Source organism: Streptomyces sp. NRRL S-340, assembly GCF_000720185.1.
Lineage (GTDB): Bacteria > Actinomycetota > Actinomycetes > Streptomycetales > Streptomycetaceae > Streptomyces.
On record NZ_JOIY01000009.1, the window covers coordinates 16,624 to 30,874 of the forward strand.

Below are 14,251 nucleotides of genomic sequence, written 5' to 3' on the forward strand. Positions count from 1 at the left end.
CCTCAGCCGCGTTGGTTCAGTGCTCTGGTCAGGTCCCGGTTGGCCTCCCTCGCGGCATTGAGATCGGATCGGGCCTCCTCCAACGCGGAGGTCAATTCAACGTTGTGCTGCTCCAGCCTCGTGATCTTCCGCTGGAGCTCATCGATGTCCGCCGGGGCTCCGAGCCCTGACTCCTGCCATGCCTGAGCTCCCAGCGCCTGCGACAGCCGCTTCTCCAACTGCTGAACGCGGGCGGCCAGGCGGGCGTTGCGGGCCTGGGCGTTGACAAGGTCGGCCTGGAGCGATGCCCGGCTGACCGGCGAGCCGCCGGCCGGGTCCTGGGCTGCCGGTTCGAGTTCGGCGGCATGGACGATTTCGAGCAGATCGCGGTGACGGTAGAGGAAGCTGCGATCCACTCCGGCTTGCCGGGCGATGGCCGAGACGCTGATCGGGGTGCCGTTCTTCGCGGAGTTCTTGACTGCCGTGGCCACCCGCTGGCGGCGGCGCTCGGTGTCCGCCTGCCGGCCATCACGCATGGCGGGGATCACGGCAGCCTCCAGGGCCTGACATCGGGAAGTGGCTGGCCGACGCGGGGCATGCCCAGCATTACCGGGCGGCTGCGGCGGACCAGGGCGACGGCTTCCTCGATCTGGGCGCGTTCTTCTTCCGACAGGTCGTCCAGGTCTGCCTTGACCCGGTTGATCAGGCGGCGGACGCGGCCGATTTCCTCTTCGGAGGGCATGGCCTCGCTGCGGGCCCAGTCGTCGGCCTCGAAGGCCGACATGAGCCGTTCGCGGCTGCGGAGCAGATCAGAGAGGTAACGCTCGAGGTCGGGAAGGTAGGAGACGTCGGTGCGGAAGTGGTCACAGCCGACGCAGCGGAACCGGATCGGGCAACTCTGGCCGCCGGCCGCGACGTTGTGCGGTTCCAGGCAGATGCCGTAGGCCGTAGCCACTTCCCCGATGGCCCGGCGCACGTGTTCGGAGTCCAGCATCCCCTGTGCTTTGCGCCAGACCCGGTTGCCGCGACGGTCGAACTGCAGGGCAGTGACCCGGTCGACGGCCTCGCGCCGTCGTTCTTGGCTGACGCGGTAGTACGCCTGAGTTGTGGAGAGTTCACGATGGTCCATCAAATCCATGAGCACGTCCGGGGCGATGTCGCTGTCCGCGTGACGCTGCGCGAAGGAATGCCGGTAGGCATAGGGGAAGATCCTGGACTTGTCGAACGGCAGCATCTTCGTCACGAGCTGCCCGTCGACCAGCACCACGACCGGCATCATGATGTCGGGCAAGTCATCGACCCACGCTCGGTGAGCCTCGCCGATCGAGCCGATCGGCTTCGTCCCCGCAGGGTTGGCCACCGGACTCGGCAGCAGCTTGAGCTTGCTGGTCGGGGTGTCGGGGAACCGCTCACGTACCCGTTCCTGCTGCGCCGTGATCACGGCGGCGGTCGCCTGCGCGATCGGCAGGCGACGTCCCAGCCGGTAGTTCTTGGAGTTGTCGTAGACCATGACGAGCGTGCCGTCCGGATCCTTCGCCAGGCAGTCCCACGGCAACGTGCTGATCTCGTCAGGCCGCCGCCCGGTATCGATCAGCAGCTCGGTCGCGACGCGGAACTCCCGGTTGCTGCTCTTCTCCAGCAGATCGAGGTTGTCACAGAGATGCCGCATCACCTCGTCCGGCAGGTCGCGGCCAGCCTCGGTGTCCTCGGGCTCATCCGGGATGTCCTCCACAGACAGCGCGAAGTCGGCCGGCAGGCCCTCCAGCACCTCTCCGGGACCGGTGAGGCCCATGACACGGATCCGGTTCACGATCTTGCGGACATAGCGGATCACGTTGACCCGGTGGTGAGCTCCGAAGACGCCGGTCTCGGCGAGGAACGCGACCCGGTTGCAGAAGCTGACCATGTCCGTACGACTCAAGAGCCTCAGCTGACATCCTTCGTCCTCACGCTGCAGCCGCAGGCTCTCCGAGAGCTGTTCCATCCCGCGGATCATGTTCTGCATCGAGCCGGCGACGTTCCGGCCGCGTCGTCGCGGGAGTTCGTCATAGGCCCAGGCCTTGACCGCTTCGCGGAGGGGCAGCTGATGGATCCTGGTGAAGTTCAGGGTGCGGGTCTGGCCGAAGACGGCCAAGTCCCAGATGTCCTTGAGGCGTTCCGTCTCCGGCGTCGCCCCCAGCCGACGCAGCGCGGTCCGGGCACCTCTGATGATCATCTGGAGGTCAGTGGTCACCCCCGCGTGGTCCAGGTCCCCGTCTTGAAGGGTCTCCAGGCTGGGGGCCTGGAGGAGGCGCATCTGGTCGCAGATCTGCCTGAGCCGGTGATCGCGAGTCTTCACCTCACGCGTAGTGCGGACTTGGAGGCAGTAGAGGAGTTCGGCGACCAGCCGGTCAGGCAGGCCGCGCAGGCTGACCTCGCGGTCGACGGCCACCGCCGGCGTCGTCAGACGCCACCGTTCCTCGTCACCGTCGAAGTTCCCGCGGCGCCGCGCGAGGTTGAGTCGTGTGGCGTGCACGTCGCAGTAGCGGCGTCCTTCCCGGCCTCGCGCCCGGTAGCAGGAAGCGACCTGGCAGGGTCCGATACTGGGGAACGGCCGCAGATTCGGGCGTTCGAGAAAGTCCTCCAGCGTCAAGTCGCTGGATCTTGACCAGTGGTACTGGTGCGCGGGACACACCCGGACGGCAACCGTCCTCCGTGGCCGTTCACAGCCCGGCACCTCGCAGAACTTCTGCCCGATGCTCCGAAACGGACTGTCGGCCCGGCCCCTGGCAGTGAACTCCTCCAAGGACAGTTCGGAACCGGACCGCCTCCAGCGGTTCATGCAACTTGCACACACCGGCTCACTGACCGGAGTGCCCTTCACGCAGCCGGGGACCAGGCAGTCCGGCATGCCCAGCACCGGGTGGCTCTTGGGATAGCGGACGACACGCACGTCCCAGTCCCAGCTCACCAGCGTCAGGAAGTCGGTGTCCAGCGCGTCGATGATCTCCCTGGTCCGTAGGTCCCGCAGTTCCTGGGCCAGCGGCAGTGGCGTCGCCATCACTTCTCTCCCGTCCCGTGCAGGGCCCGCGGGGAGGGAACGCGCTCGATCGCCTCGCGCAGTCGTGTCCGGTCGGGGATCAGGTAGGGCCGTGGGGATTCCGGGTGTGTCTGACCGAGCAGGGCCTGCACCTCGTCCAATGAGCCGCCGGCGTCCGCGACGTTGCTGCCGAAGGCGCGGCGGGCCATGTGCGGGCCGACGTTCCGCGGCAGCTTCGCGCGCTGGCTCAGACGCTCGAACAGCTCACCCAGCGCGTCCGGCGACATCGGCGCCCCCAGCGGCTCACGGAACAGGTTGACCAGCAGAAAGTCGCTGCCGCCCGCTCCGAGGATCTCGTGGCGCTCGTCGATGTACTGGTCGAAAGCCTGGACCACCAGGAAGTCCACCGGCTGCGTCCATGACTGCTTCGACTTCGACCACGCCCGGTTGCTGTTGTCGCGGCGCCGGACGTGCAGGTGAGCCCCTTCGTAGTCACAGCCCAGGGCCCGCGAGTCGGGCAGCAGGTGACAGTCGCTGCGGTGCAGCCCGGCCGTCTGGCCACGGCGCAGCCCGACCCGGCCGAGCAGCAGCACGATCAGCCGGTCCCTGGCGTTGCGGCACTCCAGGAACATCGCCACCAACTCCTCGTCGGTGGCCCGGTCAACCTCCACCTCCGGCTCCTGCACCCGGTGGACGGCCCGCAGCCGGTAGGACAGGCCGGAGTCCTCGCCCTGGGCCTCCAGAGGCAGGTCCCGGCTGTCGGCCAGCTCGTATATCTGCCCGAGCACCGAGCGGGGCGCCTCGCCCACCGACACGGCGTACGACAGCAGACCGCGTACCGCGGTCAGCACCCCGTTGATCCGCCGTTCTCTCCGGGCCGGCTCGGCCCCTGGACCCAGCACCACCGAGGCTGGTTCACCGTCCGGCGTCGACGGCGTGTACTTCAGCCAGACCATGAACAGGCCCATGTCCCGGGCTGCTTGGGGCCATTGCCGCCCCGTGATCCGGCACCACAACAGGTACAGCGCGACGCTCTCGGCGTACGCCTTCGTCGTCAGCTCGGCCCGGCTCCGGCCGAACCGCAGGAACCGCAGCCACTGATCTGCGACCCACACCAACTCGAAGTCGTCGTCGACGACCGTCCAGTACCGAACTCCCGACGGCAAATCCACAGGAAAGGCACGCAATGCAACTCCACGATCTGACGGTTGATGCAACAACCCGCCACAGAGCCACACCCCCCGAGAACGAGTCTCAGAAGATCAACTTACCGCCCCCGCACAACGTCACACCACACCGGACTGGCCCCCAGAGAAGCCGGCGCTGCCCCGTCCGGGACGAGTGCCTGGAGTGGGCGCTGGACACGGCCCAGACCCTCGGGGTGTGGGGCGGGACCAGCGAGAACGAGCGGCGCGCGCTCAGGCGGCGCCGCGCCACGGCCCGCCACCGTTCCGGATGACCGGTCCGAGATCCGCGTTCCGGATGACCGGTCCGAGACCCGGACCGGCCTCGGTCGGGGTCTCGGGATCCGGACCGGCCTCGGTCGGGTCTCGGCCCACGACCGGCCCCGGTACGGGGTTTAGGAATCCGGACCGGCGTCTGTCCCGGTCCCTGACCCGGACCGGCGTGGGACCACCGCGCCCCGCATGACGGCATCGGCGGGGCGGCCGTACGGCAGGGGTTTCACCCGCCCGAGCGGCGGAGCGTGCCCCAGCGGGCCTCCTGCCGGGAGACCTCCTCCCGCGCGGCGTCGATGACCTCGGCGTCGATCCAGCACAGCGGCCGCACGTCGACGACCAACGGCTCGTTGTCCGGGCCCCGGCCCGTCTCCCGGCCCGTGAGGACCCAGGGGCGGACGCCGGGGCCCTTGTCGTGCGGCAGGTGCGCGTAGTCGTACAGGCGGCGGGCCACCCACAGCTCGACGGACCGGTCCTGCCACCAGTCCTCCACGTCGAGCGGGTTGGCCGACAGGCCGGGCATGCGGACGCCGGTCAGCTCGTCGACGCTGGAGGTGGCCCCCAGATCGGTCGCCGGGCCCCGGGACCAGCGGACGTACAGGCCGGTGTGCCGCCCGACGAGGGTGGCGAGGCCGGTCAGCGAATGCACGACGGGCAGGTCCTCCGGCGCGCTCATGTCGTGGTCTCCCTCCTGCTCCGCCTCGGTGAGCAGCCCCGCCTCACCCCGGCGGCCGCTTCCGTCCCACCCGGCGGGCGCTTCTCTCTCACCCGGGTGTGCCGTGCCGCCTTGCAGCAGGCTCCGGCTCGCCTCAGCAGGCCCTCCGGCCCCGCGTCCGTAGGCCGGGGTACCCGCGATCAGCCCACGGAACCGGCCGGTTCGTCGTCGGGTGCGCCGGCCGGGCCCGCGGGCAGCCGGAGCGTGAAGACGCTCCCGGCGCCGAGTTCGCCGGCCGCGGTGGCGGTGCCGCCATGGGCGTCGACCAGCTGGCGGACGATGGCGAGTCCCAGCCCGCTGCCGCCGGTGCGGCGGCTGCGCGACTTCTCCGCCCGCCAGAACCGGTCGAAGACGTGCGGCAGGTCCCCGGGTGCGATGCCCGAGCCGGTGTCGGCCACGGTGAGCACGACCTCGTCGCCGTCCAGGCGCGCGGTCAGGGTGACGGTGCCGCCCGCCGGCGTGTGGCGCAGCGCGTTGTTCACCAGGTTGCCCAGCACCTGCCGCATGCGCACCGGATCGGCGTCCAGGCAGAGCCCGTCCTCGCACGCGGTGCGCAGGGCGACACCCGCGGTGCGGGCCGCTACCTGGTGGGCCGCGGCCACCTGGTCGAGCAGGTCGCCCGCGCCGAGCGGCTCCCGGTGCAGGCGCAGGGTGCCGGCGTCGGCGGCGGCGAGGTCCTGGAGGTCGTCGATGACGCGCTGGAGCACCAGCGCCTCGTCGTGCAGCGAGGCGAGCAGGGCGGGGTCGGGGTCGACGAGGCCGTCGCGGGCCACCTCCAGCCAGCCGCGGATGTTGGTGAGCGGGCTGCGCAGTTCGTGGGCGATGTCGCTGACCATCGCCTTGCGCTGGGCCTCCAGACGCTCGCGGCGTTCGGTCAGCTCGTTGAAGGTCCGGGCGAGCAGACCGGTCTCGTCGCGGGTGGTGACCGGGACCCTCACGTGCTGGTCCGGCGGCTGCCGGGCGGCATCGGTCAGGGCACGCAGGGGCCGTACCAGCCTGCTCGCGACCACCGCGGTGACGGCGACGGTGACGGCCAGCACGAGACCGGCGGCTCCGACGACCTTGGCCTTGTTGCCGGAAGACATGACGAAGCGGGGTGCCGTCCGGACCCCGCCGCCGAGGAAGAGCTGGGCGGCGGGAGCGACGTAGGGGTCGAGCTGCTCGCGGTAGGCGTCGTCGGCGCACCGCTGCTCCTTGCGCACCTGCTCGTCGTCGCCCTTGGCGACCTTGCTGAACAGGTAGTGGTTGCCGGGGCCCGGGAGCACGGGCCCGAAGGCCAGGAACCGGCCGAGGTTCGGATCGAGGCCGGCGCGTACGAGACAGCCCTGGACCCGCCGCCACAGCTCGTCCCAGGCCTTCTGCTCGGTGGGCGTGGGACTGTTGAGGGCGCCGTCGGCGCACGCGACAGGCACGTCGGTGTCCACCCTTCCGTCGGCGTCGACGAGGTAGGGGCGTCCGCTCGGCATGTGCCGGATCCTGGTGCGCACGCCGTTGGCCTCGAAGCAGCGCTGCCGTTTCTCGGCGATCCGGTCGATCGTCGCGCGTTCGCCGGCCGGCAGCAGATAGGGTCCGACCGCGCGCGGGTCGACGCCGCTGAGCTGGGCGCCGCGCTGGGTGTAGGTGTCGGTGTGCAGGGGGTCGACGGTGGCGGCGGGGCTCGGCGGCAGCGGGCTGCCGTGCGGTGCGGAGTCGGCGACGGGGGTGCGGTCGCCGGTGGCCAGGGCGATCCGGCGTCCGGTTCGCGCGGCCAGTTCGCGGACCGTGGGCCCGACGCCCTTCCAGTCGGGGTGGGTGGCGGCGTAGCCGCTGAGCCGGGCGAGGATGGCCTCGTCGTCGGCGAGGTCCTGGCCCTGTTCCTGGCGCAGGGCGCTGGTGGTGGTCTGCACGGCCAGCCAGGCCGTCGCGGCCACGGAGCAGCCGGCGATGAGGACGGAGGCGATCAGCAGGCGCACCAGCAGCCGCTTGCGCAGCGGTATGCCGCCCTGCGCGCCGGTGTCCCCGCTCACAGGCTGTCGTCGCCCGGTTCGTGACCGCCGTTCAGTTTGTAGCCGACACCGAAGACGGTCAGCAGGCGGGCCGGTCTGCGCGGGTCGGCCTCCAGCTTCTTGCGCAGGTTCATGATGTGCACGTCGACGGCCCGTTCGGTCGAGGCCCGCTCCAGGCCGCGCGTGCAGCGCAGCAACTGCCGCCGGGTGAAGACCCGGTCGGGTTCGGCGGCCATGGCGAGCAGGATCTCGAACTCGGCCGGGGTGCACTCCACCGGCCGTCCCTCGCAGCGCACCTCGTGCCGTACCGGGTCGACGGTGATCCCCGCTGCGCGCACGACGGGGTCCTCGCGCCGTTCACCGGCCCGGCCGCTGCGGCGCAGTACGGTGCGGACGCGGGCCATGAGTTCGCGCGGGCTGTAGGGCTTGGTCATGTAGTCGTCCGCGCCGAGTTCCAGGCCGAGCAGGATGTCGTCCTCGGTGGAGCGGGCGGTGAGCATCAGCACCGGGACGTCGCCGTCGCGGCGCAGCGCCCGGCACACCCCGAAGCCGTCGATCCGGGGGAGCATCAGGTCCAGGACGACCAGGTCGGGCCGGTGCAGCCGGGCCGCCTCCAGGGCGGCCCGGCCGTCGTGGACCACGGTCGCGGTGTGCCCCTCCCCCACCAGGGAGCGGCGTATGAGTTCGGCCTGCATCTCGTCGTCCTCGGCGACCAGCACATGTGCGCACACCTGGCGGATCCTAAGCGGTCGGCGGGCCGGGGACGGCACGGCGTCGATGGGTGATCATGCGTCGACCTTGGCCGACGCATGTGAGGAATTCGTCAGGGCCGGGGCGTGGCCGGCTTTCCGCGGGTGTCCAGCCAGGTGCGGAAGAGTCCGTCCAGGTCCTTGCCGCAGAGGCGTTCGGCGAGCGCGGTGAACTGTGCGGTGGTGCCGTGTCCGGCGCGGTGGTACGCGGCCCAGGTGCGCAGGATCCGGAGGAACGCGGGGTCGCCGACGGCCCTGCGCAGCTGGTGCAGGGTCATGGCGCCGCGGGCGTAGACCGGGGTGGCGAAGATGTTCCTGCCGCTGCCGGGGTCGCCGGGCGGGAAGGCCCACAGCCCGTCGCTCGCCGGCCGGGCGTACAGCGCGTCGAACTCCTGCTGGGCGCTCGGGCCGCCGTGCTGCTCGGTGTAGAGCCATTCTGCGTAGGTGGCGAAGCCCTCGTTGAGCCAGATGTCCTGCCAGCGGGTGAGGGAGACGGAGTCGCCGAACCACTGGTGGGCGCTCTCGTGGACGAGGGTGCCGAGGTCGGGCGCGGAGTCGTACAGGGGCCGGGTCTGGGTCTCCAGCGCGTAGCCGACGTCCGGCGCGTGGTCGACGATCGCTCCGGCGGCCCGGAACGGGTAGGGCCCGAACAGCCGGCTCTCCCATTCCAGGACCGACGGCAGGTGCTTCAGTACGGGTGCGGCGGCGGTCGCCTCGCGCGGGTCGACGGCGTTGTAGACCTGGAGGCCGTCGCGGGTGGTGTACCGCTCGACGCGGAACCTGCCGACGGTGGCGGTGGCCAGGTAGGCGGCCATGGGCTCCGACTGGCGCCAGCGGTAGGTGGTGCGGGCGTGGGCGGTGCGGCTGCCGAGGTAGACGCCGTTGGCCACGGCGGTGCGGCCCTGGGGGACGGTGATGGTGAAGTCGTACGTCGCCTTGTCCAGGGGGTGGTTGTTCGCCGGGAACCAGGTCATGGCGCCCTGCGGTTCCCCGGCGACGAAGGCGCCGTCGTCGGTGGGGATCCAGCCGTCCGGGGAGCCGTCGGGGTCGGTGACCGGCTCGGGGGTGCCGCTGTAGGTGACGGTGACCTGGAAGCGGTGGCCCGGGCGCAGGGCGGTGCGCGGGGTGACGACGAGTTCCTGGCCGTCGCGCCGGTGGGCCGCCCTGGCGTGGTCGACGGTGACGCCGGTGACCTTCAAGCCCTTGAGGTCGAGGTCGAAGCGGGTGAGCGGCTGGGTGGCCCGGGCGGTGAGGACGGCGGTGCCGTCGAGCCGGCGGCTGCCGGGGTCGTAGCGCAGCGTCAGGTCGTAGTGGGAGACGTCGTAGCCGCCGTTGCCGGCGAGCGGGAAGTACGGGTCGCCCGCGCCGGGGGCACCGGTCGTCGCGGATGCGGTGGGCGCGGCGGGCGTGCCGACGGGGCCCGCGGCAGCGGGTCCGCCGGCGGCCAGCAGCGCCGCGACCGCGACGGGGACGGCGGCGGTCACGGCGCGTGGGGCGGGGCGGTGCTTGCCGGTTGGCGTCACGGTGTCTCCTCGGAAGGGGGCTGGGGCGGCGCGTGATCAAGGGCCCCCAGAGTAGAACCCTCCTGACGCGTCGCGGCAGTGCTGTGCGGTGGCCCGCCCGCCGCCGTGCGGGAGGGGCGGGCCGCCGGGCCCGGTCAGGCAGGCTGCCGGGCCGCGGCCCCGGTTCGGACGATCCGCCGCCCCGGTTCGGACGATCCGTCGGACCGGCCCCGGTTCGGACGAGCCGTCGGACCGGCCCCGTTCAGACGACCTGTCCGGCCGCGGCGCGGCCGGCCGCGCGGCCCGAGAAGAGGCAGCCGCCGAGGAAGGTGCCCTCCAGCGCGTTGTAGCCGTGGACGCCGCCGCCGCCGAACCCGGCGACCTCGCCCGCCGCGTACAGGCCCTCGACGGGCTGCCCGTCGAGGCCGAGCGCGCGGGAGTCGAGGTCGGTCTGGATGCCGCCGAGGGTCTTGCGGGTGAGGATGTGCAGCTTGACGCCGATCAGCGGCCCGGCCGCGGGGTCGAGGACGCGGTGCGGGACGGCGACCCGGCCGAGGCGGTCACCGATGTAGCGGCGGGCGTTGCGGATGCCCTGGACCTGGGCGTCCTTGCTGTACGGGTTGGCCATCTGGAGGTCGCGGGCGGCGATCTGGCGGCGCACCTCGGCGGGGTCGAGCAGCGGCCGGTCGGTGAGCCGGTTCATCTTGCCGACGAGTTCTTCGACGGTGTCGGCGACGACGAAGTCCGCGCCGTGGCGCACGAAGTCCCGCACGGGCCCCGGCGCCCCCCTGCCGAGCAGCCGGTCGCGCAGCACCGCCTTGCGGTCCTTGGCGGTGATGTCGGGGTTCTGCTCGGAGCCCGAGAGCGCGAACTCCTTCTCGATGATCCTGCGGGTCAGCACGAACCAGGAGTGGTCGTGGGCGGCGATGTCCTCGGTGGTGCGCAGGTGCCGCAGGGTGCTGAGCGTGTCGTAACCGGGCAGGCAGGGGTCGGGCAGCCGGCGGCCGAGCGCGTCGAGCCAGACCGAGGACGGTCCGGGCAGGATGCGGATGCCGTGGCCGGGCCAGACGGGGTTCCAGTTGCGCACGCCCTCGGTGTAGTGCCACATGCGGTCGCGGTTGACCAGGCGTACGCCGGCCGCGGCGCTGATGTCGAGCATCCGGCCGTCGACGTAGGCGGGGACGCCCGTGACCATGCGGGCCGGCGGGGTGCCGAGCCGTTCGGGCCAGTACCGGCGGACGATGTCGTGGTCGGCACCGATGCCGCCGCTGGCGACGATCACGGCCTGGGCGGTGAGTTCGAACGGGCCCCTCTCCTCGCGGTTGGAGGCGACACCGCGGGGCGAGTCGTCCGGGGCGAGGACGGTGCCCCGTACGCCGCGCGCCGCGCCGCCCTCGACGACGAGTTCGTCCACCCGGTGCCGGTGGTGGAAGGTGAGCAGTCCCTTCCCCGCCGCCTCGACCGCGTACCGGGCGAAGGGCTCGACGACTCCGGTGCCGGTGCCCCAGGCGATGTGGAAGCGGGGTACGGAGTTGCCGTGGCCGTCGGCCCTGAGATCGCCGCGCTCGGCCCAGCCGACGGTGGGCAGCAGCGTGATGCCGTGTCCTTCCAGCCAGGACCGCTTCTCCCCGGCCGCGAACTCGACGTAGGCGCGGGCCCAGCGCATCGCCCAGGCGTCCTCGTCGTCCGCCCGGTCGAACCGCGCGCTGCCCTGCCAGTCGTTCCAGGCGAGTTCGAAGGAGTCCTTGACTCCCAGGCGCCGCTGCTGGGGGGAGTCGACGAGGAACAGCCCGCCGAACGACCAGTACGCCTGGCCGCCGAGATCGGCGGCGTTCTCCTGGTCCACGAGGGCGACCCGGCGGCCCCGGCTGGTCAGTTCGTGCGCGGCGACCAGACCGGCCAGGCCCGCTCCGACGACGATGACGTCCGCGTCCATGGTGTCCCGTTCCCTTCTCAGTGGGTGCGTACGGCGGTGCCGCTGCCGTCGGTGAGCAGTGCGGTGAGCAGTTGCCGCAGCCAGGCGCGGGCGGCGTCGGCGTCCTTGTCCAGCAGCAGTTGGACGGTGACCCCGTCGTAGGCGGCGACGACCGCGTGGGCGGCGCCGTCCGCGTCGCCGAGGACGGCGGGCAGCGGGGTGCGGGCGTGCGCGCGGGCCAGCCGTTCGGCGATCGCCCCGCGCAACCGCGCCCGGTGCTCGCGCAGGGTGTCGGCCACGGCGGGGTCGCGGGCCGCGTGCACCAGGAAGTCCGTCTTCACGAGCAGCCAGTCGAGGTCGAGCAGGAGGACGTCGGTGACCCGGTCCACGGCGGCGGCCACGTCGAGGTCCGGTCCGTCGAGGGCGAGCGCCCCGGAGACCTGGCGGGCGATCAGTTCGGCGCGCTCGCGGTAGAGGGCGAAGAACAGCTCGTCCAGGGTGGTGAAGTTGGAGTAGAAGGCGCCCCGGCTGTACCCGGCGGCCTCGCAGACCTCCTCGATCGACACGCGTCCGAAACCCTTGGCGGCGAAGACCTCGAACGCGGCCCGGAGGAGGTCGGCGCGGGTCCGCGCCCGGCGTTTCGTGGCGGCCGGCCGCGCCACCGGCACCGGCTGCCCCGATTGCTGTGTCATGTCACTGCCACCTTGTTTTCGATACGTGAATGTATCCGATGCACTGGTGTATCGGAAGACCTGGCCCACCGCCCCGGCCGGCCGCACCGGGCCGCGGCGCGGGTGCCGGAACCCCCGTCGCGGGCAGCGGCGGACGCGGGGCACGCGGGTTCCCCCCCCTCGCCGGGCCGGTGATCACATCTGGTTTGCTGTCCCCCGCGGGGGCCATCCACGGCTTGGGGAGATCGATGACTGCGGACGTGCGGCAAGTGGCCGACGGCACCTACCTGGTGCACGGCAACAACACCAACTGGGTGATCCTCACCGAGGGTGACGCGCTCACCCTCGTCGACACCGGCTACCCGGGCGACCGGCAGGACCTGCTCGACTCGCTGGCCGCGGTGGGCGGTTCACCGGAGGCGGTGGCGGCCGTGCTGATCACCCACGCGCACAACGACCACCTGGGCTCCGCCGAGCACCTCCGGGCCACGTACGGCACCCCGGTCCGCCTCCACGAGGACGAAGTGCCGCACGCCCGGCGGGAGTTCCTGCACCAGGTGAGCATCGGGACGGTGCTGCGCAACGGCTGGCGGCCGGGGGTGCTGCCCTGGGCGGTGCACTCGCTGCGCGTCGGCGGCACCACGAACCTGCCCGTCGCCGCCCCCGAGCCATTCCCGGTGGCGGGCCCGCTGGACCTGCCCGGGCGGCCGGTGCCCGTGCACACACCCGGCCACACCCGCGGCCACACGGTGTTCCACCTGCCCGACGCCGGCGTGGTGATCTCCGGCGACGCCCTGGTGAGCGGCCACCCCACCTCGCGGATCACCGGCCCCCAGCTGCTGCCCGACATGTTCCACCACGAGCGCGCCCGGGCCCTGGACTCGCTGGAGATACTCGAAGGTCTCGAAGCGGACGTGCTGCTGCCCGGCCACGGCCCCGTCCACCGCGGCCCGGTGGACCTGGCCGCCCGACGGGCCAGGGAACACGCGCTCTAGAGTTTCCGCCATGGCTTTGCAGATCAGCGCCACCAACCCGGAGCACCCCGCGCTCCTGCTCGAACTGCCCTGGGAGACGCCGCTGGAGGAGTGGCCCGAGGAGTACCTCGTGCCGCTGCCCCGCGGCATCTCCCGGCACGTCGTGCGCTACGCCCGGGCCGGCGACGAGGTGGTCGCCGTCAAGGAGCTGGCCGAGCGCCCGGCGCTTCGCGAGTACGAGCTGCTGCGCGACCTGGACCGGCTCGCCATCCCCGCCGTCGACCCGCTCGCCGTGGTCACCGGCCGCACGGACCGCGCCGGGACGCCCCTGGAACCGGTGCTGATCACCCGGCACCTGGGCGGCTCGATGCCGTACCGCTCGATGTTCGAGACGACCCTGCGGCCCGCCACCATGCACCGCCTGATGGACGCCCTCGCCGTGCTGCTGGTGCGGCTGCACCTGGCCGGGTTCGCCTGGGGCGACTGCTCGCTGTCCAACACGCTCTTCCGGCGCGACGCGGGCGCCTACGCCGCCTACCTCGTCGACGCCGAGACCGGTGAGCTGCACCCGCGGCTCAGCGACGGGCAGCGGGACTACGACCTCGACCTGGCCCGGGTGAACATCAGCGGCGAACTGCTCGACCTGGAGGCCTCGGGCGCGCTGCACCCCTCGGTGGACCCGATCGAGTTCGGCACCGAGATCTGCGCCCGCTACGACGGGCTGTGGCGGGAGCTGACGCGCACCTCCGTCTACCCCGCCGGCAAGTACCACTACATCGAGCGCCGCATCCGCCGCCTCAACGACCTCGGCTTCGACGTGGCCGAGATGCAGATCGAGCACTCCTCCAACGGTGACACGGTCACCTTCGTGCCCAAGGTCGTCGACGCGGGCCACCACCAGCGGCAGCTGCTGCGGCTGACCGGCCTGGACACCGAGGAGAACCAGGCGCGGCGGCTGCTGACCGACCTGGAGAGCTGGATGGCCACCCAGGACGACTACGCCCCGGGCGACCCCCTCTCGGCCCGGCCCGAGGTGCTCGCGCACCGCTGGGTGCGGGAGGTGTTCCGGCCCACCGTGCGCGAGGTGCCGCGCGAGCTGCGCGAGCTGCGCGGCGCCATGGACCCGGCGGAGATCTACCACGAGCTGCTGGAGCACCGCTGGTACCTGTCCGAGCGGGCGCAGCACGACATCGGCCTGGACACCGCGGTCGAGGACTACGTCAGGAACGTCCTGCCCAAGGCCCGCACGACGCTGGAGCCCACCGCACCCGAGTAGGCGCCCCGG

General features: G+C 72.1%; 11 protein-coding genes and 1 pseudogene. 3 read left to right on the forward strand and 9 right to left on the reverse strand.

Going from position 1 to position 14,251, the window contains the following annotated elements; all coding sequences use genetic code 11:
• Positions 1–2: 2 nt before the first annotated feature.
• Genes IG64_RS08740 through IG64_RS08750 form a run of 3 tightly spaced genes read right to left on the reverse strand, consistent with a single transcriptional unit; the run spans position 3 to position 4,170 of the window.
• On the reverse strand, positions 3–527 hold the full coding sequence (locus IG64_RS08740; RefSeq protein WP_234438447.1) for a DUF6262 family protein: 525 nt from the start codon (positions 525–527) through the stop codon (positions 3–5).
• A complete protein-coding gene (locus tag IG64_RS42060; RefSeq protein WP_234438448.1) occupies positions 524–3,019 on the reverse strand; it encodes a hypothetical protein in 2,496 nt (831 codons plus the stop codon). Before IG64_RS42060 ends, IG64_RS08740 begins: the two co-directional genes overlap by 4 nt.
• Positions 3,019–4,170, reverse strand: coding sequence for a tyrosine-type recombinase/integrase (locus tag IG64_RS08750; protein WP_037853866.1), 1,152 nt, complete (start codon positions 4,168–4,170; stop codon positions 3,019–3,021). Before IG64_RS08750 ends, IG64_RS42060 begins: the two co-directional genes overlap by 1 nt.
• A gap of 146 nt (positions 4,171–4,316) precedes the next feature.
• Between IG64_RS08750 and IG64_RS42065 the strand changes: the two are divergent.
• Positions 4,317–4,457 (forward strand): annotated as a pseudogene (locus IG64_RS42065) (WhiB family transcriptional regulator); the annotation flags it as partial.
• Positions 4,458–4,681: 224 nt separating this feature from the next.
• Here IG64_RS42065 and IG64_RS08755 read toward each other — a convergent pair.
• From IG64_RS08755 to IG64_RS08780, 6 genes are all read right to left on the reverse strand, one after another.
• Positions 4,682–5,131 (reverse strand): DUF6098 family protein, encoded by a 450-nt coding sequence (locus IG64_RS08755; protein WP_037853868.1) that lies wholly within the window; start codon positions 5,129–5,131, stop codon positions 4,682–4,684.
• 179 nt (positions 5,132–5,310) lie between these two features.
• Positions 5,311–7,176 carry a sensor histidine kinase gene (locus tag IG64_RS08760; protein ID WP_234438449.1) on the reverse strand — a complete coding sequence of 622 codons (1,866 nt, stop codon included), beginning with the start codon at positions 7,174–7,176 and terminating at the stop codon, positions 5,311–5,313.
• On the reverse strand, positions 7,173–7,886 hold the full coding sequence (locus IG64_RS08765) for a response regulator transcription factor (protein ID WP_051812566.1): 714 nt from the start codon (positions 7,884–7,886) through the stop codon (positions 7,173–7,175). Before IG64_RS08765 ends, IG64_RS08760 begins: the two co-directional genes overlap by 4 nt.
• Before the next feature lie 92 nt (positions 7,887–7,978).
• Positions 7,979–9,388, reverse strand: coding sequence for a M1 family metallopeptidase (locus IG64_RS08770; protein WP_037854085.1), 1,410 nt, complete (start codon positions 9,386–9,388; stop codon positions 7,979–7,981).
• 280 nt (positions 9,389–9,668) lie between these two features.
• Positions 9,669–11,342 (reverse strand): FAD-binding dehydrogenase, encoded by a 1,674-nt coding sequence (locus IG64_RS08775; protein WP_037853871.1) that lies wholly within the window; start codon positions 11,340–11,342, stop codon positions 9,669–9,671.
• A 17-nt stretch (positions 11,343–11,359) separates the two neighbouring features.
• Positions 11,360–12,013 (reverse strand): TetR/AcrR family transcriptional regulator, encoded by a 654-nt coding sequence (locus IG64_RS08780; RefSeq protein WP_051812570.1) that lies wholly within the window; start codon positions 12,011–12,013, stop codon positions 11,360–11,362.
• Between the two features lie 227 nt (positions 12,014–12,240).
• On the opposite strand from IG64_RS08780, the gene IG64_RS08785 reads away from it, so the two are divergent.
• Together IG64_RS08785 and IG64_RS08790 are read left to right on the forward strand one after the other, a co-directional pair.
• Positions 12,241–12,987: an MBL fold metallo-hydrolase gene (locus IG64_RS08785; RefSeq protein ID WP_037853873.1), complete on the forward strand. Its 747-nt coding sequence runs from the start codon at positions 12,241–12,243 to the stop codon at positions 12,985–12,987.
• A 10-nt stretch (positions 12,988–12,997) separates the two neighbouring features.
• The gene (locus tag IG64_RS08790) at positions 12,998–14,242 is read left to right on the forward strand and encodes a DUF4032 domain-containing protein (RefSeq protein ID WP_037853876.1); all 1,245 of its coding nucleotides are present in this window, start codon (positions 12,998–13,000) and stop codon (positions 14,240–14,242) included.
• Positions 14,243–14,251 lie beyond the last annotated feature (9 nt).

Bases quoted from the DNA above. Each gene is read 5' to 3' on its own strand.
- IG64_RS08755 (WP_037853868.1), bottom strand. From the start codon at position 5,131: ATGAGCGCGCCGGAGGACCTGCCCGTCGTGCATTCGCTGACCGGCCTC.
- IG64_RS08785 (WP_037853873.1), top strand. From the start codon at position 12,241: ATGACTGCGGACGTGCGGCAAGTGGCCGACGGCACCTACCTGGTGCAC.
- IG64_RS08780 (WP_051812570.1), bottom strand. From the start codon at position 12,013: ATGACACAGCAATCGGGGCAGCCGGTGCCGGTGGCGCGGCCGGCCGCC.
- IG64_RS08790 (WP_037853876.1), top strand. From the start codon at position 12,998: ATGGCTTTGCAGATCAGCGCCACCAACCCGGAGCACCCCGCGCTCCTG.
- IG64_RS42060 (WP_234438448.1), bottom strand. From the start codon at position 3,019: ATGGCGACGCCACTGCCGCTGGCCCAGGAACTGCGGGACCTACGGACC.
- IG64_RS08775 (WP_037853871.1), bottom strand. From the start codon at position 11,342: ATGGACGCGGACGTCATCGTCGTCGGAGCGGGCCTGGCCGGTCTGGTC.